This window comes from Streptomyces sp. NPDC101160 (assembly GCF_044768205.1).
Lineage (GTDB): Bacteria > Actinomycetota > Actinomycetes > Streptomycetales > Streptomycetaceae > Streptomyces.
In genome coordinates this window covers 1-20335 of the sequence record NZ_JBIWPJ010000016.1, presented here as the reverse complement: position 1 = coordinate 20335, position 20335 = coordinate 1, and the positions used below count along the sequence as shown (strand labels likewise).

Here is a 20335-nt window from a genome sequence, read left to right as displayed (position 1 = left end):
CCATGGCCAAACAGAATGTCGCAGAACAGTTCGTCGACATCCTCGTCCGCGCCGGCGTCCAGCGCCTCTACGGCGTCGTCGGCGACAGCCTGAACCCGGTCGTCGACGCGATCCGCCGCAACTCCGCCATCGACTGGGTCCAGGTGCGGCACGAGGAGGCCGCCGCCTTCGCCGCCGGCGCCGAGGCCCAGCTCACCGGCAGGCTCGCCGCCTGCGCCGGCTCCTGCGGCCCGGGCAACCTGCACCTGATCAACGGCCTGTACGACGCCCACCGCTCCATGGCCCCGGTGCTCGCCCTCGCCTCGCACATCCCGTCCAGCGAGATCGGCCTCGGCTACTTCCAGGAGACCCACCCCGACCAGCTGTTCCGCGAGTGCAGCCACTACAGCGAGCTGATCTCCAACCCGGGCCAGATGCCCCGGCTGCTGCAGACCGCGATCCAGCACGCCGTCGGCCGGGGAGGCGTCAGCGTGGTCTCGCTGCCCGGCGACATCGCCGACCAGCCCGCTCCCGAGAAGGCCGTCGAGACCGCGCTCGTCACGTCCCGGCCCACCGTCAGGCCCGGCGACGCCGAGATCGACGACCTGGTGCGGATGATCGACGCCGCCAAACGGGTGACGCTGTTCTGCGGCAGCGGTACGGCCGGGGCGCACGCCGAGGTCATGCAGTTCGCCGAGCGGGTCAAGTCACCCGTCGGACACGCCCTGCGCGGCAAGGAATGGATCCAGTACGACAACCCGTTCGACGTCGGCATGAGCGGACTGCTCGGCTACGGCGCCGCCTACGAGGCCACCCACGAGTGCGATCTGCTGATCCTGCTCGGCACCGACTTCCCGTACAACGCCTTCCTGCCGGACGACGTGAAGATCGTCCAGGTCGACGTACGGCCGGAGCGGCTCGGCCGGCGCTCCAGGCTCGACCTCGCGGTGTGGGGCGACGTCCGCGAGACCCTGCGCTGTGTGATCCCGCGCGTGCGGGCCAAGACCGACCGGCGCTTCCTCGACAAGATGCTGAAGAAGCACGCCGACGCCCTGGAGGGCGTGGTCAAGGCGTACACCCGGAAGGTCGAGAAGCACGTCCCCATCCATCCCGAGTACGTGGCCGCCGTGCTCGACGAACTCGCCGACGACGACGCCGTCTTCACCGTCGACACGGGCATGTGCAACGTCTGGGCCGCCCGCTACATCACCCCCAACGGGCGCCGCCGGATCATCGGCTCCTTCAGCCACGGCTCCATGGCCAACGCCCTGCCGCAGGCCATCGGCGCGCAGTTCCTCGACCGCGGCCGGCAGGTCGTGTCGATGTCCGGCGACGGCGGATTCAGCATGCTCATGGGCGACTTCCTCACCCTCGTCCAGTACGACCTGCCCGTGAAGGTGGTGCTCTTCAACAACTCCTCCCTCGGCATGGTGGAGTTGGAGATGCTGGTGGCCGGACTCCCCTCGTACGGAACGGCCAACAAGAACCCCGACTTCGCCGCCATCGCCCGGGCGGCGGGCGCCTACGGCGTCCGGGTGGAGAAGCCCAAGCACCTCGCGGGGGCGCTCAAGGACGCCTTCAAGCACAAGGGCCCGGCGCTCGTCGACGTCGTCACCGACCCCAACGCCCTGTCCATCCCGCCGAAGATCAGCGCCGAGATGGTCACCGGCTTCGCGCTCTCCGCCAGCAAGATCGTGCTCGACGGGGGAGTGGGCCGGATGCTCCAGATGGCCCGATCCAATCTGCGCAACGTGCCCCGCCCCTGAATGCGTGCGTTCCGGTGGGGCATGCATCCCCGTGAGCCTGTTCGATCCGACGACGGGGTGGGGGTTACCGGGTATGGCCGGGGAGGCGAAGCAGTCGACTCAACTGCTCAGAAAGGTGGGAGGCGCCGATCTCACCGCGGTACCGGAGGTACGGCATGCGTTACGCGCGATGCTGGGAGGCTGGGGCGGGCCGGGCGCCACCGACGTCGCCGAGCTGCTCACCAGCGAGCTGGTGACCAACGCGCTCGTCCACACCGAGCAGGGGGCGATCGTCACCGCCACCGTCGACCCCGAGCAGCTGCGGGTCGAGGTACGGGACTTCGTGCCGGACCTGAAGCAGCCGTCCGTGCCGCCCGCCGACGACGGCACGCACGGCCGCGGACTGGTCCTGGTCCAGGCGCTCGCCGACTCCTGGGGCGTGGACCGGAGCGGCGCGGGCAAGGTGGTCTGGTTCGAACTGAACGGCGGGGCCGCCTGAGGAAGTTCCTCGGGCGGCCCCGCCGTGCACGGTGTCCGGTGGGTCAGCCGAACTGCTGCTCCATCTCTGCGAGCTTGCGCTCCAGGGAGTCGAGCCGGGGCAGCGTCTGGGTGTCGTCCTCGGCGGTGAGGTCCACCGTCCGGGGCCCGGCCGCGAGGGGCTCATCGCTCTTCACGGCTTGCAGGGAGGGCCGGTTTCGAAGCGGCAGCTGTCCGGGGTCGGATATGGCGGGCTCCGCGACGGCGGCCTGCACCGGCCCCGTCGCGGAGCCCGCACCGGTGGCGGCGCCGAGCGCCGCCACGTCGACCTGCCGGCCACCCCGCCCGAACGCGCGGTGCTGCCGGCTGAGCGCCTTCAGCCGTGCCCGGTCCAGCTTGGCCTGCTCCCGCCGGCGGATGCGGTCCTGCTCCTTCTCCCGCCGGTCCTCGCGCACCTCGTCCACGGCCTCGTCCAGCGTCCGTACGCCTTCCAGGAGCATCAGCGACCAGGCGCCGAAGGTCTCCCGGGGCGCCCGCAGCCAGCGGACCATCCGGATCTGCGGCAGCGGCCGCGGGATCAGCCCCTGCTCGCGCAGCGCCGCCCGCCTGGTCTGCTTCAGCGCCCGGTCGAAGAGCACCGCCGCCGACAGGGACATCCCCGCGAAGAACTGCGGGGCGCCCGCGTGGGCGACACCCCGCGGCGCGTGCACCCAGTTGAACCAGGCCGCGGCCCCCGCGAACATCCAGACGAGCATGCGCGAGCCGAGTGCCGCGTCACCGTGGCTGGCCTCCCGGACGGCGAGCACCGAGCAGAACATCGCGGCGCCGTCGAGGCCGAAGGGGACCAGGTACTCCCAGCCCCCGGAGAGGTTGAGGTTCTGCCGGCCGAAGCCGACGAGCCCGTGGAAGGAGAGCGCCGCCGCGACCGCGGCGCAGCAGAAGAGCAGGACGTAGGAGGCGGTGCCGTAGACGGCCTCCTTGCGCCTGCGGCGCTCCTCGCTGCGCTCCCAGGAGTCGTCGGCCGCGGCCTGGTCACCGGCGCGCTTGCCGCGCGCGAGCACCGCCACCGCCGTCAGGACTCCCGCCACCATCACGCCGCCCGGAAGCAGCCAGTCGAGCGATATGTCGGTCAGTCTCATTGCGATGTCCCTTGCCTCGCAGTAGGGCGGTACGGCCGCCCATACTGGCCGACCCGGCGGGGCGGCCACGGGGTTTCGGGGCAAGAGCACGCCATCGGGGCCGTACGGCATACGAATAGGTGCGATCTGGTCGAACTGGCGGGCGGGAAGCGCTAGTTGTGTTCGACGGTCGCCACCCCTGCGGGTGACGTAAGGGCAAGAGAGGGTCAGGCTGTCGCCGCGAGCCGGCGGACCCGGTCGGGGTCGGCCGTCCGCGGGCAGGTGAGGCAGGTGTCCTCGGGGCGCAGCGTGTAGAACAGGCAGCAGGTCGCCCGGTCCCGGGTCGCCCGCGCCGCGCCGCACGCCTCCGCCGAGCCCGGCAGCTCCCGGAAGCCCGCGGCCCCCACGTACGGCCTGGCCGTCCCCGGCATCAGCCGCTCCAGCTCGGCCAGCGCCCGGTCCTCCTCGCCCAGCAGCGCCGCGACGTACCAGAGCCCCTCGACGATCTCGTCCGTCACCATGCCCCACAGGGCCCGGCGGCCGCGCCGCATCCGGGGCCCGAAGCCGGCGAGCACCGCCTCGAAATGCTCGGCGAGCGCCCCCCGCACCTCCGCCCGCAGCGCCTCCTCGTCGGCCACCACCCGCGCGCCCGGCAGCGCCGCCGCCGGATCGTCCGGCAGGCACGCGAACTCCTCCACGCGGACCGCGAGCCGCCCGAGCGCACGCTGGAAGGCCACGTTCCGGACGGGCAGCCGCGGCACCCGGCGGTGCAGGAACCAGGGGAGGGTGACCAGGAGGCAGACCGGCCAGGCGTAACGGTGCAGCCCGAAGCTCGCGACCACGTCCGGGCGTGCCGTACGCCCGTAGTCCCGCCGCACCTGCGTCTCGTCCCAGGCAAGGAAGGCGTCGAGGCCGTCCCCGGCCGCGGCCAGCTCCGCCGCGCCGACCCAGCCCGTGCCCTGCGGCATCTCCTCGTCCGCCGTCCGCTCGATGATCCGCAAGGCGGTGAAGACCTCGCCGAGCCGGGCGTACGAGGCCGTGACGGGCGAGGCGGGGGCGGCGGAAACGGGGGACGCGGGGGCAGACGGCAGCAGAGCGGGCACGGCCATACGGGACCACCGAATCGCGATCGTTAGCAGGTTAGCCTTACCTTACCCGATGCGTACGGTGTTTGAACTGCGACGCCGTCCGCCTATCGTGCACGGGGGACCCCGGCACCGCGAGCCGGGCCCGGCACGAAGGCGCAGGAGGACCCGGGTGGAGCAGGCGGCGTACGAGACGTACGGGGCCGGTGAGGCGTACGCCGAAACGCCACGGGTTCCGGAACAGGGGCAGGGCCACGGGCAGGGACACGGCCGGGAGCAGGCGTCGGGCCAGGCCCAGTCGCCCGTGCGGGTGCCCGCTTACGCGCGCGGCGAGCACACCCACAGCGAGCCGCCCGCCCCCGGGCTCGCCCCCCGCCCCGTACGCCGGCACTCCGTGCGCGGCCAGATCCTCCAGGCCCTGCGCACCGCCCTCGTCGGCGGCGAACTCGTCCCCGGCGAGGTCTACTCCGCCCCCGTCCTCGCCGAACGCTTCGGCGTCTCCGCCACCCCCGTCCGCGAGGCCATGCAGCAGCTCGCCACCGAAGGCGCCGTCGAGGTCGTCCCCAACCGCGGCTTCCGCGTCACCGAACGCACCCCCCGCGAACTCGCCGAGCTCGCCGAGGTACGGGCCCTGATCGAGGTCCCCGTCATGCTCCGGCTCGCCCGCACCGTCCCCGCCGCGCGCTGGGCCGAACTCCGCCCGCTCGCCGAGGCCACCGCCACCGCCGCCGCCCGCGGCGACCGCGCCCACTACGCCGAGGCCGACCGCGCCTTCCACCGCGCCGTCCTCTCCCTCGCCGGCAACGAGCAACTCCTCCTCATCGCCGACGACCTCCACCGCCGCTCCCAGTGGCCCCTCGTCAGCGCCCCCGTCACCCGGCACGGCGAACTCGTCGCCGACGCCGCCGAGCACAGCGCCCTGCTCGAGGCCCTGATCGCCCAGGATCTTCCGGTCGTTTCGTCACTCGTACGCGAGCACTTCACCGGAGCGCAGGACTGACGACTAAGGTCGACAACGACAGGGTCTCTTCGTTCTGTACCGCTCGTCATGACCGCGCCGACCGAGAGGTGATCATGCCGTCCGTCCGCGCGGAGCGCCCAGGGGCCGCGGCCCTGCTCGGCTGGCTCACCGACCCCGAGGCCCCGCGCCTCTGTCTCGTCACCGGTGGCCCCGGGCTGCTCGACTGGCTCGCCGGGCACGGCCCGCGCGCCGCCGGCCGCCGCCGCACCGCCCGCGCGCTCGTCCCGCTCACCGGACGCACCGCCCTCGGCACCGCCTGGGCCGTCGCCGACCGGCTCGGCGTCGTCGCCACGTCGCCCGCCGACCTCGTCCGCGCCCTCGCCACCACCGAGACCGGCCGCGCCGCCCGCACCGTGCTGCTCCTGCCCGCCCTCCACTCCGCCGCCGAACCGGAAGCCGTTGCTCTGCTGCTGGCGGACCTGGCGCGGCTCGGGCGCGTGCGGCTGGTCGTGGAGGTGCGGCCGGGGACGCCGGAGTACGGGACGCTGGCGGCGGCGGGGCGGATCGCGGAGGTGGAGGGGGAGGACGACGAGGAGGGCGCCGGGCCTTCGACCGCGTCCGGCCCGTCTGCCGCGTCCGGTCGGTCTGTCGGGTCCGGCTCGTCTGCCGCGCCCACCTCGTCTGCCGCGCCCGCCCCCTCCGCCGCGTCCGGCTCGTCCGCCGCGTCCGCCGTGGACCTCTCCGATCCCGTCGCCGTCTGTGGCGCCGATCCCGTCGCCGTGACCACCGGGTACATACGGGACCCGGAGCCCCGGGACGAGCACGGCGGGCTGCGGGCCGCCTGGCTGCGGGCCGGGCAGGCCCTGTGTGCGGCGCCCGCCCCGAGTGACCGGGCGCTCGGGCTGCTCGCCGTCCTGGGCGACGGCGCCGACCCCCGGCTGCGGCCCGCCCTCGACGAACTCGCCGCCGCATCGCCCTGGCGCGTGCGGTGGACCCGCGTCGCCGGTGACATCGCCCCGCCCTGGCCCGGACCGGTCGCCGCGCTCGCCGCGCAGGGCGGCACGCTGCTCGTCGCCGACCTCGGCGGCGCGGTGCGGCTCGTCGGCGCGGCCGACGCCCGCGCGCTCGGGCGGCTCGACCACCCCGTCACCGGGCGGGTCCGGGCGCTCGCGCCCGCGCCCGACGGGACGGTGCTGCTCCTCGACGAGCGCGGCCGGCTGCACACCGTGCCGGGCCGGGAGCCGCGCGCGCCCTATCTGCACCGGCTCACCGAGGCCGTGGCCGCCACGCTCAGCCGGCACCCCGGTACCGCGCTCGCCGCGATTGCGGGCTCCGTGGTGGTGGGGGACCGCCTCGGCTCCGTGCACGCCTTCGGGCTCACCGGGCTGCACCAGGCGGCCCTGCACAGCGGGCGGGTCACCGCCGTCGCCGCCGTCGAGTCCGCGACGCCCTTCGTGTGCAGCGGCGGCGCCGACGGGGCCGTCCGGGTGTGGACGCCCGGCACCGACCCCGACCCGGCCCCGCTCGCCGAGCGCGCGTCGCCCGTCGTCTCGCTGGACGCCGTGGAGACGCCGTACGGGCCTGTCCTCGCCGCCGCCTGGGCCGACGGGACGGTGGAGTTCCGCCGCCTTGAACAGGCCGACCGGCTCGTCTTCCGCCCCGGCCCGCCGGTGCGGGCGGTCGCGGTGACGGAGGACGGCGCGATGGTGCTGGGCCTCGACGAGGTGCTCGTCCGGCTGGAGCGGCGGGGCAGGTGACGCGGTCTCGGACCCGGGGCCTGTCCGACGGATCATGGCCGGGTCCGACCCTGATCCGCCCGCCGGGGCGAGCCCGGCATGATCGGCGAGACACCCCCTAGATCGCCGGGTGCGGCTTTAACTGCGCCGCCAGCCACGTCGGTACACCTCCCAGCAGGCGGAACAGGCGGCCCGCCTCGGCGCGGAGGCGGCCCGCTTCCGGTTCGGGTTCCGTGTCGGCGAGGGAGGCGAGGGCGGGCGCGGTGCCGACCAGGTAGCCCAACTCCTCGCGGATCCGCAGCGATTCGGCGAAGCCGTGCCGGGCCTCGGCCAACTCGCCCTCGCGCAGGGCGAGTCCGGCGAGGTGGCGCCAGGTGAAGGAGAGCAGCAGCTCGTCCTCGTGGGCCGTCGCGCCCTCGTGGGCGCGGCGGTAGGCGGCGCGGGCCGCCTGTGGGGAGCCGCCGAGGTTCTGGGCCATCAGGCCGCGGCGGAAGTCGAGGAGGGCGCGGCGGGGGGTCTCGGGGCCGATCAGGGCCGCCGCGCGGCCGAGCGCCGCGCGGGCCTCGTCGGCCCGGTCCTGTACGCCCAGCAGGGTGGAGGCGTAGGCGAGGTAGCCGCGTTCGCAGGCCGCCGCCCCGCGTTCCTCGTCGGTCTGCGCGACCGCCTCCGCGGCGCGCAGCGCCTCCTCGGCCTCGGCCCAGCCCTGTTCGGTGTAGAGGCAGCGCTCGATCAGCAGGGCCGCCCGCTCCAGGGCCGCGGCCGGTTCTGCCGCGCGGGGCGTGAGGAGTTCGGCGGCGTCCGTCCAGCAGCCGCGGGAGCGAAGCCTCCAGACCGCGGTCTCCAGTGGGGTTCCCCGGCCGTACGCCACATTGCCCTCCCCGAGCACGCCATCGAGCTGAGTAGGACGGAATCTCAGCACGAACCGAAGGCGTGGGCCAAGGGGTCGGGTGAAACTTTTCACAAAGGGAGTGGGTGGCGGAACGCGGCCGGGAACGGCCAGGGGCGGCAGTCGCCTGCCGCCCCGTCAGCTCACGTGGTCACCCGATGAGATGAAGCCCTTCGGGTGCCGGGTGCGTTCACCCGATCAGCTCATGCGCAGGGCCAGGAAGAAGTCCAGCTTGTCCTCCAGCCGGGACAGGTCACGGCCGGTGAGCTGTTCGATCCGGCCCACCCGGTAGCGGAGCGTGTTCACGTGCAGGTGGAGCCGGGTCGCGCAACGGGTCCAGGAGCCGTCGCAGTCCAGGAACGCCTCCAGGGTCGGGATGAGCTCCGCGCGGTGCCGCCGGTCGTAGTCGCGCAGCGGGTCCAGGAGCCGGGCCGTGAAGGCGCGCCGCACGTCGTCCGGGACGAAGGGCAGCAGCAGCACGTGCGAGGCCAGCTCGTGGTGGCCGGCCGCGCAGACGCGGCCCGGACGGGCGGCGGCGACGCGACGGGCGTGCCGGGCCTCCTCCAGGGCGCCGCGCAGCCCCTCCGCGGAGTGCACGGCGGCGCTGACGCCCAGGGTGAGCCTGCCGTCGTCGCCGAGCCCGGCGGACAGCGGGGCGCGGACGGCGGTGAGCAGCGCGTCGGCGTGCAGCCCGAGGGACACGGCCGGCAGGTCGTCCTCGCTGTCCGGCAGCGGCGCCGCGGCCAGCGGGACGAGCGCGATGGCCTCGTCGCCGCTGTGCGCGACGGCGATCCGGTCGGCGGAGTCGGGGCCCGTGGTGGCCGGGTCGACCAGGATCTCCTCCAGCAGCGCCTGGGCGATGGGCCCGCTGTCGACCGGGCTCTGCCCGGCCTCCTGCTCCCACTCGACGCGGGCGACGACGACCTGCCAGTGCGGCGCGGTGCCGAGGCCCGGCAGCAGCACCGGCGCGGCCACCCGCAGGCGGGCGGCGATCTCGGCGGGCGCGGCGCCCGTCTGCACCAGCTCCAGGACCTCCTGGGCGAGCCGGCGCCGTACCGTACGGGCCGCGTCGCGCCGGTCGCGTTCCACGGCGATCAGCTGGGTGACGCCCTGCAACAGGTCGAGCCGGGCGGCCGGCCAGTCGCTCGCGTCGGCCTCGACGGCGAGCAGCCAGTCGGAGAGCACGGTCTCGCGCACGTCGCGGGAGGCGGGCGCCGCCCCGCGGCCGGTGTTGCGGATCGGGAAGAGCGAGTACGGCGTGCCGCCGGCGCTGAGCCGGTGCGGGCCGCGCCGGCCGGTGCGGGTGGCGGCCAGGTGCTCGCCCGCCAGGGTGGCGGCGAGGACCGGGTCGAGGGGCTCGCCGGCACCCGCGATCTGGCGGCCGGTGGGGGAGAGCACCCAGGCCCGGAGGTCGAGGTCGGAGCCCAGGAGGTCCAGGACGACCTCGGGTCCGCCGCCCGCCGGACCGGAGGTCATCAGACGCCTGTGGCGGTCTACGACAGCGGCCAGGTCGCCCGCCCGTTCGCCGGACACCTGTCGAACAACATGCTCGGTGATCGTCGCGAACGCAACCGACTCGTGAACTGCGAACAGCGGAAGCCGATGGCGAGAACACGCCTGTACGAGGTCTTCCGGGATGTCACCGAGTTCGGCCTCGCCCGCGGCGAGCGCGGCCACCCCGGCCGCGGCCAGGGTCCGCACGAAGGGCTCCGCGTCGGCCGGCTCCCGCATCCAGGCGAGGCCCGTGAGGACCAGCTCGCCGCCGGACAGGTAACGGCTGGGATCCTTGAGGTCCGTGGTCATGACGCCCCGGACGGAGCGGTCCAGCTCCTCCTCGCCGCCGAGCAGCCGCAGGCCCAGCGCGTCGTTCTCCAGCAGTGCGCGCAGCCGCATGATCTCGCCGCCGTTCTTCTCGTCAGTGGTGATGGGTGTTCGATGGTGAAGGATGTCGCATTGTGATCGGTGACCTGTGGCCACCGTTTTCAGCGGGAAACGGCGGGGCTCGTGTTCCCAGCCTTTCGTTCGAATCTACAAGACGGTGGGGGCGACCGGCCAACCGCTTCATGGTTTCTGTCACTGCACCGTGGCGTTCGTGGCTTGTGTACTAGGCCACACAGCCCGCGTGAACAGCACGTGAAGAGATCGTCGAAGGGAGGAGGGTCGTCATGAAGTCCCGTCGCCCCGCCTCCCGGGCCCTGCCCCTCGCCGGCCGTACCGACGTCATGGTCGAGATCGACTTCGCCGAGCACCTGATCGGCCCGGGTCAGCGGCGGTTACCGCAGCACCAGTAGTCGGCAACCGCAGTACCAGCAGGAACCGCAGTACCAGCAGTACCGATTCACCCCGTTCGTCTCGGGCCGTCCCCCGGGTCGTGCAGCCAACTGGAAATCCCAAATCCCGCAGTCCACGCGCACCCGCGCTCACGGATTCGATGCGGGTGCCCCTTTGAACCTTGGGAGTAGGCCCCATGACCCAGTCGTCAGTGGAGCCGGAGACCACGGCGGAGGACGCGGGCAACGGCTCGCGCAACCCCGCCGGCAGGTCCTGGCTCGACCGGTACTTTCACATCTCGGAGAGAGGATCCACCGTCGCGACGGAGATCCGCGGCGGCGTCACCACCTTCATGGCGATGGCGTACATTCTCCTGCTCAACCCCCTGATCCTCTCCGGCAAGGATGTCGCCGGAAACCAGCTCGGCCAGGCCGCGCTGATCACCGCCACCGCCCTGTGCGCGGCCGTGACCACGCTCCTCATGGGCTTCTGGGGCAAGGTCCCGCTGGCCCTCGCGGCCGGCCTCAGCGTCTCCGGTGTGATGGCCTCGCAGGTCGTCCCGGTCATGACCTGGCCGCAGGCCATGGGCATGTCCGTGGCGTACGGCGCGGTGATCTGCCTCCTGGTCGTCACCGGCCTGCGTGAGATGATCATGAACGCGATTCCCCTCGCGCTCAAGCACGCCATCACCATCGGCATCGGTCTCTTCATCGCGATCATCGGCTTCGTCAAGGCCGGCTTCGTGCACGAGAACCCCGCTCCCGGCGGCGGCCCGGTCACCCTCGGCCCGGCCGGTGAGCTCCAGGGCTGGCCCGTCCTGATCTTCGCCTTCACCCTGCTGCTGATCTTCGCGCTGCAGTCGCGCAACATCCCCGGCGCGATCCTCATCGGCATCGTCAGCGGCACCGTCGTCGCGGCGATCCTCAACGCGGTCGCCGACATCCCGGCCAAGGCCTGGTTCTCCGGTCCGCCGGAGCTGCACGGCAGCGCGGTCTCCGCCCCCGACTTCTCGTTGATCGGCAACGTGTCCTTCAGCGGCTGGGGCGACGTCGGCTACATCACCATCAGCATGATCGTCTTCACCCTGGTCCTCGCCGGCTTCTTCGACGCCATGGCGACCATCCTGGGCGTCGGCACCGAGGCCAAGCTCGCCGACGCGCAGGGCCGGATGCCCGGCCTGTCCAAGGCGCTGTTCATCGACGGCGCGGGCGGTGTCCTCGGCGGCGTCGGCGGCGCCTCCGGCCAGACCGTCTTCGTCGAGTCCGCCACCGGCGTCGGCGAGGGCGCCCGCACCGGTCTGGCCTCCGTGGTCACCGGCGCGTTCTTCGCCCTGTGTCTCTTCTTCACGCCGCTGACCGCGATCGTGCCGCAGGAGGTCGCCGCCGCCGCCCTGGTCGTCATCGGCTCGATGATGATGCAGAACGCCAAGCACGTGGACTGGAGCGACCGCTCCGTCGCGATCCCGGTGTTCCTCACCGTGGTCCTCATGCCCTTCACGTACACCATCACCACCGGTGTCGCGGCCGGCGTCATCTCCTACGTGGTGATCAAGACCGCGCAGGGCAAGGCCCGGCAGGTCGGCGGCTTCATGTGGGCGCTGACCGGGATCTTCATCGTCTACTTCGCCATCCATCCCATCGAGAGCTGGCTCGGCGTCGGCTGATCCCGCTGATCCGGCGGAACCCGGGCCCGGTCCCGGGTAACGTCGCCCTCCACACCCGTAGGTCCTGGAGGAGTTCGCCGTGCTGGACATCGCCGAAGAGCTGCACCGGTGGGTCGAGCAGGGCCGCGAGTTCGCCGTCGCCACCGTCGTGGGCGTCAGCGGCAGCGCACCCAGGCAACCGGGCGCCGGGCTCGCCGTCGACAGCGAAGGCACGGTCGTCGGCTCGGTCTCCGGCGGATGTGTGGAGGGCGCCGTGTACGAGCTGTGCCGGGAGGCGCTCGAAGAAGGCCGTACGGTCGTCGAGCGCTTCGGCTACAGCGACGAGGACGCCTTCGTGGTCGGTCTGACCTGCGGCGGGGTCATCGACATCCTCGTCACACCCGTGCGCGGCGGGGTCTTCCCCGCCGCGCTCAGGGCCGCAGCCTTTGGGGAGGCGGCGGCCCTGGTCCGGGTCGTCGAAGGCCCGGCCGAACTGATGGGCCGGGCGCTGCTCGTCCGCCCCGACGGGTCGTACGAGGGCGGACTCGGCGACCACCCCGACCTCGACCGCACCGCGGCCGGCGAGGGCCTCGCCATGCTGGACGCGGGCCGCACCGGGACCGTGGAGATCGGCGAGGACGGCAGCCGCTGCGGCCGGCCCGTCACCCTCCTCGTCGAGTCCTCCGTCCCCGCCCCCCGCATGATCGTCTTCGGCGCCGTCGACTTCGCGGGCGCGCTGGCCAGGGTCGGCAGGTTCCTCGGCTACCACGTGACCGTCTGCGACGCCCGGCCCGTCTTCACGACGCGGGCCCGCTTCCCCGACGCCGACGAGATCGTCGTCGACTGGCCCCACCGCTATCTGGAGTCGGCCGCCGCGGCAGGCGCGATCGACGGCCGGACCGTGCTGTGCGTGCTCACCCACGACCCCCGGTTCGACGTCCCCCTGCTCCGCGCCGCCCTCGGCCTTCCCGTCGCCTACATCGGAGCCATGGGCTCCCGACGCACCCACGAGGACCGCAACCGGCGGCTGCGCGAGGTCGGCGTCACCGAGCTCGAACTGGCCCGGCTGCGCTCCCCGATCGGCCTCGACCTCGGCGCCCGTACGCCCGAGGAGACCGCCCTTTCCATCGGCGCCGAGATCGTCGCCGCGCGCCGCGGCGGCAGCGGCGTCTCCCTCACCGGAGCGCACACCCCGATCCACCACGACGGCCCGCACGAGCCGGACGGCCGCCGGATCGGCTCCGTGGCGTAGTCGCGCCGCGGCTCAGCCCTTGCGCAGCCCGTTCAGGAGCAGCTGGGCGAGCTGCTCGTACGCCGCCGCGTCCGCGAGTCCGGTCGCCGCGGCCACCTGCCGCTGCTGGATGCGGACCATCACGGACGAGATGACGTCGGCGGCGAAGGCCACGTGCACGTCGCGGAAGACGCCCGCCGTCACGCCCTCCTCGATCAGCTCCTGGACCCGCCCGGCGGCCGCGCGCGTGTTGCGCTCGTACACCTCGGCGGCCGGCTCGAAGGCGGCCACGTCGTCGAAGAACTGCGGGGAGACGGGCGCCAGTTCGGCGGCGACGGCGCGCAGATAGGCGGCCAGGCGCTCGGCCGGTCCGGTCGCCGCGGCCAGTACCGCCTCGACGCGCACGGTGGCGCGCCGGAAGAACTGCACCACGGCGGCCCGGACGAGCTGCTCCTTGCTGCCGGCGAGGCCGTAGAGCGTGCGCTTGGAGCAGCGGAGCCGGGCGGCGAGGTCGTCGAGGGTCAGCTGGGCGAAGCCCTCCCCGACCAGGAGCGCCACCAGGTCGTCGAAGAGCTCGGAGCGCCGGGCGGCGCCCCGGCCCGTGAGCCGGGGGGCGTGTGCGGCGGAGGTCTCGATCACCCGAACAGTATGCCGGGTCGACCCGATCGGGGGGTTACGGAACCACCCTTCTGCGCTACGCTAACCGGTACTGCCGTACCCCTCGCAGTACCGTTTCACGGATCCGCAGCCCGGATCCGCCTCAGTGATCCGTTTCGTTCGTTCTCGCAGCCACCCTTTGCGTCGTGATGGAGTCGCCATGGATGTCGACCGTCTGCTTCCCACCCCCGAGGCGGCGGACCTCATCGCTCTCACGCGGGAGATCGCCGACAAGGAGCTCGCCCCCCGCGCCGACGAGCACGAGGCCGCGGAGGCGTACCCCGAGGGCCTCTTCACGACCCTCGGCGAGGCGGGACTGCTCGGCCTCGCGTACCCGGAGGAGTTCGGCGGCGGAGGCCAGCCCTACGAGGTCTACCTCCAGGTCCTGGAGGAGCTCGCCGCCCGCTGGGCCGCCATCGCCGTCGCCACCAGCGTCCACACCCTCGCCTGCCACCCGCTCCACGCCTTCGGCACCGCCGAGCAGAAGGAGCGCTGGCTGCCGCAGATGCTCGACGGCAGCCTCATCGGCGGCTACAGCCTCTCCGAGCCGCAGGCCGGCTCCGACGCCGCCGCGCTCACCTGCAAGGCGGAGCCCACCGAGGACGGCGCCGCGTACCGGATCACCGGCACCAAGGCGTGGATCACCCACGGCGGCAAGGCCGGCTTCTACTCCCTCTTCGCCCGCACCGCCCCCGGCAGCCACGGCATCTCCTGCTTCCTCGCGCCCGGCGCCACCGAGGGGCTCTCCTTCGGCGCGCCCGAGCGCAAGATGGGCCTCCAGGCCGTGCCCACCACCGCCGCGTACTGGGACGGCGCCCTCGTCGACGCCGACCGGCGCATCGGCGCCGAGGGCCAGGGCCTGCAGATCGCCTTCAGCGCCCTCGACGGCGGCCGCCTCGGCATCGCCGCCTGCGCCACCGGCCTCGCCCAGGCCGCGCTGAACGCCGCCGTCGCCTACGCCAACGAGCGCACCACCTTCGGCCGGAAGATCATCGACCACCAGGGCCTCGGCTTCCTGCTCGCCGACATGGCCGCCGCCGTCGACTCCGCCCGCGCCACCTACCTCGACGCCGCCCGCCGCCGCGACCTCGGCCGGCCCTTCAGCCGCCAGGCCAGCGCCGCCAAGCTCATCGCCACCGACACCGCGATGAAGGTCACCACGGACGCCGTCCAGGTCCTCGGCGGCTACGGCTACACGCGGGACTTCCCGGCCGAGCGCTACATGCGCGAGGCGAAGATCATGCAGATCTTCGAGGGCACCAACCAGATCCAGCGTCTCGTCATCAGCCGGCAGCTGTCGGCGGCCGCGAAGTAGCGAGCAACCGCTCCCGCACCCACGCCGGATCGGGGTTGGTGTACGGGCGGCCCGCCACGACGACGGTCGGCACCGTCTCGTTGCCGTCGTTGGCCGCCCGTACCATCGCAGCGCCCTCCGGGTCGCGCCAGATGTTCACCCAGTGCGCCCGGCGGGCGTCCCGGCCGAGGCGGAGACGCAGCCGCAGGCAGTACTTGCAGCCCGGCCGCCAGTAGACGACCGGGCGGCCGTCCGCGGCGGCGCCGGTCGGGCGCGGGAACACCAGCGGCGAGTTCAGGCCCGCCAGCACCACGAACCCCAGCAGGAAGAGGGCGGCCGAGCCGACCGAGCCACGCAGCGCCATCGAGGCCGCCACCAGGGCACCGGTGCCCACGAGCAGGAGCGGCAGGAGCCAGACGCGCATCATGCTCCGCAGGCTATCCGTACGTGTGTCCGGGCGTCGCCGCTTTCCCGGCGGCCCTCCGGTTGCCGGGGTGCCGGAACCGGCGTACAGCGGAAGAGGGGCCCGATCCGTCGGCATTCACGGAATTCCCGGCATTCTCGGAGAGGAGTCCCATCATGCTCGGTGAGCTCATCGGTGAGCTCATCGGTGAGGAGCGGGGCGAGACCACAGGCATGCGGGTGCTGTCCACGGACGGCGGCCACCCGGTGATGGAGGCGTCGTTCCAGTCCACGGGGACGATGCTCGGCGTTCCGGTGAAGGACATCGGCACGTACGAGTCGGTGCTGCGCCCGGACGGCACGCTCTGGGGCGAGGGCCAGGGCGTGGCCATGACCCAGCAGGGCGAGACCTTCACCTGGCACGGCTCCGGAGTCGGCCGCGTCAACCAGGACGGCCATGTCAGCTGGCGCGGCGCGATCTTCTTCGAGACCGTCGCGGAGCGCTTCACCAAGCTCAACTCCCTCGCGGGTGTCTTCGAGTTCGAGGTGGACGCGGACGGCAAGGCGGACGCCAAGCTGTACGAGTGGTCGTGAGGCCCAGACCGGCCGCACAGACCTCCTCGTCATCGACGCCGCTCGGTAGGGTGAGCGGCGTCGACCGTGCCCGGCCCCCGGTCCGGCGCACGGTCCGGTCCAGGGCGCTCACGAGGCGCCGCGGCCGGCCATCCACCACACCCGGCGGCCCGACACCCGGCGCCGCTTTCGTACGAGGAGATCCATGGACATCGCAGGTTCCGCCGCGCTCGTCACCGGTGCCGCTTCGGGGCTCGGGGCCGCCACCGCCGCCGCGCTCGCCGCCAAGGGCGCCACCGTCTACGGTCTCGACCTCGACAAGGCGGTCGCGGGCGCCGAGGCGCCGGCGGACGGCGTCACGCTGATCGCGGCCGACGTCACCGACGAGGAGCAGGTGCGGGCCGCGCTCGCGCGGATCGAGGAGGACGGGGCGGAGCTGCGGCTCGCCGTGAACTGCGCCGGCATCGCGCCCTCGGCCCGGGTGCTGGGCCGCAAGGGCCCGCACGACCTGGAGCTGTTCCGGACGGTCCTGGACGTCAACCTGGTCGGCACCTTCAACGTCATGCGGCTCGCCGCCGAGGCCATCGCCCGGCGCGAGGCCGACGAGAACGGGCAGCGCGGACTCGTCGTCAACACCGCCTCCATCGCCGCCTTCGAGGGCCAGGTCGGCCAGATCGCGTACGCCGCCTCCAAGGCCGGTGTCGCCGGGATGACCATCACCGCCGCCCGCGACCTCGCCCAGTTCGGCATCCGGGTCGTCACCGTCGCCCCCGGCATCGTCGACACCCCGATGATGGCTGGCTTCAGCGACGAGATCCGCGCCGGGCTCGCCGCGAGCGTCACCTTCCCGCAGCGGCTCGCCCGCCCCGAGGAGTACGCCCGGCTGGTCACGATGATCGCCGAGCACGACTATCTCAACGGTGAGACGATCCGCATGGACGGCGCCCTGCGCATGGCCGCCCGCTGACCTCGCCGGTGGCACCTAGTGCCGTCGCGTGAGGGGTCCGAGTGCTAGGTTCGGAGGTATGAGCACCAACCCCGTCAAGCCCTCGATGCGTGACTCCCTCGTCGCGGCGGCCTTCCAGCTCTTCCTGGAGCGCGGCTACGAGCAGACGACGGTCGACGACATCGTCAGGACCGCCGGGGTCGGCCGCAGGTCCTTCTTCCGGTACTTCCCGTCCAAGGAGGACGTGGTCTTCCCGGACCACGAGCAGAGCCTCGCCGACATGACCGAGTTCCTCGCCGCGAGCGAGGACGGCGACGACCCGCTGGAGCGGGTCTGCGAGGCCACCCGGCTCGTCATGCGGATGTACGCCGAGAACCCCACGTTCTCCGTCCAGCGCTACCGCCTCACCCGCGAGGTCGCGGGCCTGCGGACGTACGAGCTCTCCGTCGTGTGGCGGTACGAGAAGGTCCTCGGCGACTATCTGCGCACCCGCTTCGCCGACCGGCGCGACGGCACCCTGCGGGCCAACGTCGTCGCCGCGGCCGTCGTCGCCGCCCACAACCACGCGCTGCGCCACTGGCTGCGCTCCGGCGGCGAGGGCGACCCGCTGGCCGAGGTCGACCGGGCCCTGGAGTTCGTCCGCACGACCTGGGACCCGGCGGCGGCGCCGGGCGGGACGGCGGCGGAGCAGGAGCCGGACGACGTGGTCGTGGTGATCGCCAAGCGGTCCACGCCGATGTGGCGCGTGGTGCGCGAGGTGGAGGCGAGCCTCGGCGAGGGCTGAGGGGGTGCGGGGGGACCGGCCGGGCGCCGGCGGGGCTGCGGTGGGGCTGACTCAGGACACAGAGGGGTCTCAGTATCGTCAATTGAGGGAACTCAGGTCTTTATCTGCTGGCACTCAGTGCCATATGTTTGCTCCATGCACGGTTGAGCCGCCGAGTGCAAGGAGAACCATCGTGTTCCACACCGGATCCACGGGCCTGCGGAGCCAGGCCGGCGCCGTCCTCGACGCCGAGTCGGCCGCCGAGCCCGAGCTCTACTTCCAGCGCTGCCGCTGGTGCCAGACCACCACCTTCCAGCGCCTGCTCTGTCCGACCTGCGGGTCCACCGACCTGGCGCCCGAACTCAGCGCGGGCGAGGGCGTGATATCGGTACGCCGCGCCTTCACCGCCGCCGAGGCCGACCTCTGGCCGGTCCACATGACCGAGGGCTTCGTGGTGCGCTGCCGGGTCGACGGGCCGCCGCACGCGGTGCGCCCGGGCGTCCGGGTCAAGCTCCTCCACGACGGCAGTGCGGGCCGCCGGCCGGTCGTGCGGCTGAGCGAGGAGGTCGCGCTCGACGGCTGGTTCTGAGCGCGACCCGCACGGCGACACGGACAAGCGGAAAGGGGCGGGTGGCACAGAGTGCCACCCGCCCCTTTCGCTGCTTCCGATCAGCGGGCGCCGATCTCGTCCGTCAGCTGCGGCAGCACCTCGAACAGGTCGCCGACGACGCCGTAGTCGACGAGGTCGAAGATCGGGGCCTCCGCGTCCTTGTTGACCGCGACGATCGTCTTCGACGTCTGCATGCCGGCCCGGTGCTGGATCGCGCCGGAGATGCCCGCCGCGATGTACAGCTGCGGGGAGACCTGCTTGCCGGTCTGGCCCACCTGGTTGGAGTGCGGGTACCAGCCCGCGTCCACCGCGGCGCGGGAGGCGCCGACGGCCGCGCCGAGCGAGTCGGCCAGCTTCTCGACGACCGCGAAGCCCTCGGCCGCGCCGACGCCGCGGCCGCCCGAGACCACGATCGCCGACTCGGTCAGCTCCGGACGGCCGGTGGCGACGCGCGCGGTGCGCGAGACGACCTTGGCGGCGTTGCCGGTGAAGGCGACCGAGACGTTCTCGACGGCGCCGGCGGCCGGCGCGGCCTCCGGGGCGGCCGAGTTCGGCTTGACGGTGATGACCGGCACGCCGTGCGAGACGGTCGACTTCACCTGGTACGAGGCGGCGAACACCGACTGGGTGGCGACCGGGCCGTTCTCGCCGGCCTCCAGCTCCACCGCGTCCGTGATCAGACCGGACTCCAGGCGCAGCGCCACGCGCGCCGCGACCTCCTTGCCCTCGCCGGACGAGGTCACCAGGACGGCGGCGACGCCCTTGTCCCTGGCGATCTGGGTGAGCGCGTCGACCTTGGGCACGACGAGCTGCTCGGTGAACTCGGCGCCGTCCGCGACGTACACGGTGGCCGCGCCGTACTCGCCGGCCGTCGCGGCGATCGAGGCCGCGGCCTCGCCGGCGCCGAGGACGACCGCCGAGGGCTCGCCGATCCGGCGGGCCAGCGTGAGCAGTTCGAGGGCCGGCTTGCGGACCGCACCGTCGGCGTGGTCCACGAGAACCAGGATCTCAGCCATGATTCCTTGCTCCTGAGGGATGATGACGGTGGGTCAGATGAACTTCTGCTCGGACAGGAAGGCGGCGAGCTGCTTGCCGCCGTCGCCCTCGTCCGTGACGATCGTGCCCTTGGTGCGGGCCGGGCGGGCCGTGGCCGAGTCGACCAGGGTCCAGGAACCGCCGAGGCCGACCGTGTCGGCGTCGATGCCGAGGTCGTCCAGGTCCAGCTCCTCGACCGGCTTCTTCTTGGCGGCCATGATCCCCTTGAAGGAGGGGTAACGGGCCTCGCCGGACTGGTCGGTGACCGACACGACGGCCGGCAGCGGGGCCTCCAGCTGCTCGCTGGCGGCGTCGCCGTCGCGGCGGCCCTTCACCGTGCCGTCCTCGACCGAGACCTCGGAGAGCAGCGTCACCTGCGGCACGTTCAGCCGCTCGGCGAGCAGCGCCGGCAGCACGCCCATGGTGCCGTCCGTCGAGGCCATGCCGCAGACGACCAGGTCGAAACCGGTCTTCTCCAGGGCCTTGGCGAGGATCGCCGAGGTGCCCATGACGTCGGTGCCGTGGATGTCCTCGTCGTTGACGTGCACGGCCTTGTCGGCGCCCATCGACAGCGCCTTGCGCAGCGCGTCGGTGGCGTCGTCCGGGCCGACCGTGATGACGGTGACCTCGGCGTCGTCCGCCTCCTCGGAGATCCGGAGGGCCTGCTCGACCGCGTACTCGTCGAGCTCCGAGAGGAGGCCGTCCACGGCCTCGCGGTCGGTGGTCAGGTCGTCGGCGAAACCGCGGTCGCCGGACGCGTCGGGAACGTACTTCACACAGACAGCGATCTTCAGGGTCACGGCCTGTCTCCTTTCGACGAAGAGGGGGTTACGGGAGGTTGCGGGCCATGACGATGCGCTGGACCTGGTTGGTGCCTTCGTAGATCTGGGTGATCTTGGCGTCGCGCATCATGCGCTCGACGGG

General features: G+C 73.0%; 21 protein-coding genes. 12 read left to right on the top strand and 9 right to left on the bottom strand.

All coding sequences use genetic code 11. The features are described 5' to 3' along the window. Positions 1-2 precede the first annotated feature (2 nt). Together ACIRSU_RS35890 and ACIRSU_RS35885 are read left to right on the top strand one after the other, a co-directional pair. Positions 3-1745 (top strand): pyruvate dehydrogenase, encoded by a 1743-nt coding sequence (locus ACIRSU_RS35890; protein WP_403801669.1) that lies wholly within the window; start codon positions 3-5, stop codon positions 1743-1745. A 169-nt stretch (positions 1746-1914) separates the two neighbouring features. Continuing rightward, complete coding sequence (locus tag ACIRSU_RS35885; RefSeq protein ID WP_403801666.1) at positions 1915-2223, top strand: ATP-binding protein; 309 nt, start codon at positions 1915-1917, stop codon at positions 2221-2223. 43 nt (positions 2224-2266) lie between these two features. Here the strand turns inward: ACIRSU_RS35885 and ACIRSU_RS35880 are convergent, their stop codons facing one another. Next, complete coding sequence (locus tag ACIRSU_RS35880; RefSeq protein ID WP_403801663.1) at positions 2267-3340, bottom strand: DUF2637 domain-containing protein; 1074 nt, start codon at positions 3338-3340, stop codon at positions 2267-2269. Between the two features lie 206 nt (positions 3341-3546). Next, a complete protein-coding gene (locus ACIRSU_RS35875) occupies positions 3547-4428 on the bottom strand; it encodes a (2Fe-2S)-binding protein (protein WP_403801661.1) in 882 nt (293 codons plus the stop codon). 148 nt (positions 4429-4576) lie between these two features. Between ACIRSU_RS35875 and ACIRSU_RS35870 the strand changes: the two genes are divergently transcribed. Continuing rightward, on the top strand, positions 4577-5404 hold the full coding sequence (locus ACIRSU_RS35870; RefSeq protein ID WP_403801658.1) for a GntR family transcriptional regulator: 828 nt from the start codon (positions 4577-4579) through the stop codon (positions 5402-5404). A 74-nt stretch (positions 5405-5478) separates the two neighbouring features. Beyond that, the gene (locus tag ACIRSU_RS35865; protein ID WP_403801655.1) at positions 5479-7122 is read left to right on the top strand and encodes a WD40 repeat domain-containing protein; all 1644 of its coding nucleotides are present in this window, start codon (positions 5479-5481) and stop codon (positions 7120-7122) included. Between the two features lie 97 nt (positions 7123-7219). On the opposite strand, the gene ACIRSU_RS35860 is transcribed toward ACIRSU_RS35865, so the two are convergent. Together ACIRSU_RS35860 and ACIRSU_RS35855 are read right to left on the bottom strand one after the other, a co-directional pair. Then, the gene (locus ACIRSU_RS35860; protein WP_403801652.1) at positions 7220-7987 is read right to left on the bottom strand and encodes a hypothetical protein; all 768 of its coding nucleotides are present in this window, start codon (positions 7985-7987) and stop codon (positions 7220-7222) included. A gap of 198 nt (positions 7988-8185) precedes the next feature. Further along, positions 8186-9880, bottom strand: a complete 1695-nt coding sequence (locus ACIRSU_RS35855; protein ID WP_403801649.1) for a PucR family transcriptional regulator — start codon at positions 9878-9880, stop codon at positions 8186-8188. A 272-nt stretch (positions 9881-10152) separates the two neighbouring features. On the opposite strand from ACIRSU_RS35855, the gene ACIRSU_RS35850 reads away from it, so the two are divergent. The 3 genes from ACIRSU_RS35850 to ACIRSU_RS35840 all read left to right on the top strand — a co-directional run bounded on the left by ACIRSU_RS35850 (position 10153) and on the right by ACIRSU_RS35840 (position 13152). After that, on the top strand, positions 10153-10278 hold the full coding sequence (locus ACIRSU_RS35850; RefSeq protein ID WP_403801647.1) for a hypothetical protein: 126 nt from the start codon (positions 10153-10155) through the stop codon (positions 10276-10278). Positions 10279-10454: 176 nt separating this feature from the next. Then, a complete protein-coding gene (locus tag ACIRSU_RS35845) occupies positions 10455-11921 on the top strand; it encodes an NCS2 family permease (RefSeq protein ID WP_403801644.1) in 1467 nt (488 codons plus the stop codon). 79 nt (positions 11922-12000) lie between these two features. Further along, positions 12001-13152, top strand: a complete 1152-nt coding sequence (locus ACIRSU_RS35840) for an XdhC family protein (protein WP_403801641.1) — start codon at positions 12001-12003, stop codon at positions 13150-13152. A gap of 12 nt (positions 13153-13164) precedes the next feature. Here the strand turns inward: ACIRSU_RS35840 and ACIRSU_RS35835 are convergent, their stop codons facing one another. Beyond that, positions 13165-13770, bottom strand: a complete 606-nt coding sequence (locus ACIRSU_RS35835; RefSeq protein WP_403801638.1) for a TetR/AcrR family transcriptional regulator — start codon at positions 13768-13770, stop codon at positions 13165-13167. A 178-nt stretch (positions 13771-13948) separates the two neighbouring features. On the opposite strand from ACIRSU_RS35835, the gene ACIRSU_RS35830 reads away from it, so the two are divergent. Further along, positions 13949-15103 (top strand): acyl-CoA dehydrogenase family protein, encoded by a 1155-nt coding sequence (locus ACIRSU_RS35830; RefSeq protein WP_403801635.1) that lies wholly within the window; start codon positions 13949-13951, stop codon positions 15101-15103. Here ACIRSU_RS35830 and ACIRSU_RS35825 read toward each other — a convergent pair. Next, entirely contained in the window at positions 15072-15509 is a 438-nt protein-coding gene (locus ACIRSU_RS35825) for a glutaredoxin domain-containing protein (RefSeq protein WP_403801632.1), read from the bottom strand. The genes ACIRSU_RS35830 and ACIRSU_RS35825 overlap by 32 nt on opposite strands. A 152-nt stretch (positions 15510-15661) precedes the next feature. Between ACIRSU_RS35825 and ACIRSU_RS35820 the strand changes: the two genes are divergently transcribed. The 4 genes from ACIRSU_RS35820 to ACIRSU_RS35805 all read left to right on the top strand — a co-directional run bounded on the left by ACIRSU_RS35820 (position 15662) and on the right by ACIRSU_RS35805 (position 18355). Beyond that, a complete protein-coding gene (locus ACIRSU_RS35820; RefSeq protein WP_403801629.1) occupies positions 15662-16078 on the top strand; it encodes a hypothetical protein in 417 nt (138 codons plus the stop codon). 184 nt (positions 16079-16262) lie between these two features. After that, on the top strand, positions 16263-17024 hold the full coding sequence (locus ACIRSU_RS35815) for an SDR family NAD(P)-dependent oxidoreductase (RefSeq protein WP_403801626.1): 762 nt from the start codon (positions 16263-16265) through the stop codon (positions 17022-17024). Between the two features lie 58 nt (positions 17025-17082). Then, a complete protein-coding gene (locus tag ACIRSU_RS35810) occupies positions 17083-17787 on the top strand; it encodes a TetR family transcriptional regulator (protein WP_403801623.1) in 705 nt (234 codons plus the stop codon). A gap of 172 nt (positions 17788-17959) precedes the next feature. Beyond that, positions 17960-18355 carry a Zn-ribbon domain-containing OB-fold protein gene (locus ACIRSU_RS35805; protein WP_403801621.1) on the top strand — a complete coding sequence of 132 codons (396 nt, stop codon included), beginning with the start codon at positions 17960-17962 and terminating at the stop codon, positions 18353-18355. A gap of 80 nt (positions 18356-18435) precedes the next feature. On the opposite strand, the gene ACIRSU_RS35800 is transcribed toward ACIRSU_RS35805, so the two are convergent. From ACIRSU_RS35800 to ACIRSU_RS35790, 3 genes are all read right to left on the bottom strand, one after another. Further along, complete coding sequence (locus tag ACIRSU_RS35800) at positions 18436-19392, bottom strand: electron transfer flavoprotein subunit alpha/FixB family protein (RefSeq protein WP_403801618.1); 957 nt, start codon at positions 19390-19392, stop codon at positions 18436-18438. Between the two features lie 33 nt (positions 19393-19425). Next, complete coding sequence (locus ACIRSU_RS35795; RefSeq protein ID WP_403801616.1) at positions 19426-20211, bottom strand: electron transfer flavoprotein subunit beta/FixA family protein; 786 nt, start codon at positions 20209-20211, stop codon at positions 19426-19428. A gap of 28 nt (positions 20212-20239) precedes the next feature. Continuing rightward, a partial coding sequence (locus ACIRSU_RS35790; protein ID WP_157849844.1) for an acyl-CoA dehydrogenase family protein occupies positions 20240-20335 on the bottom strand: 96 nt, incomplete at its 5' end.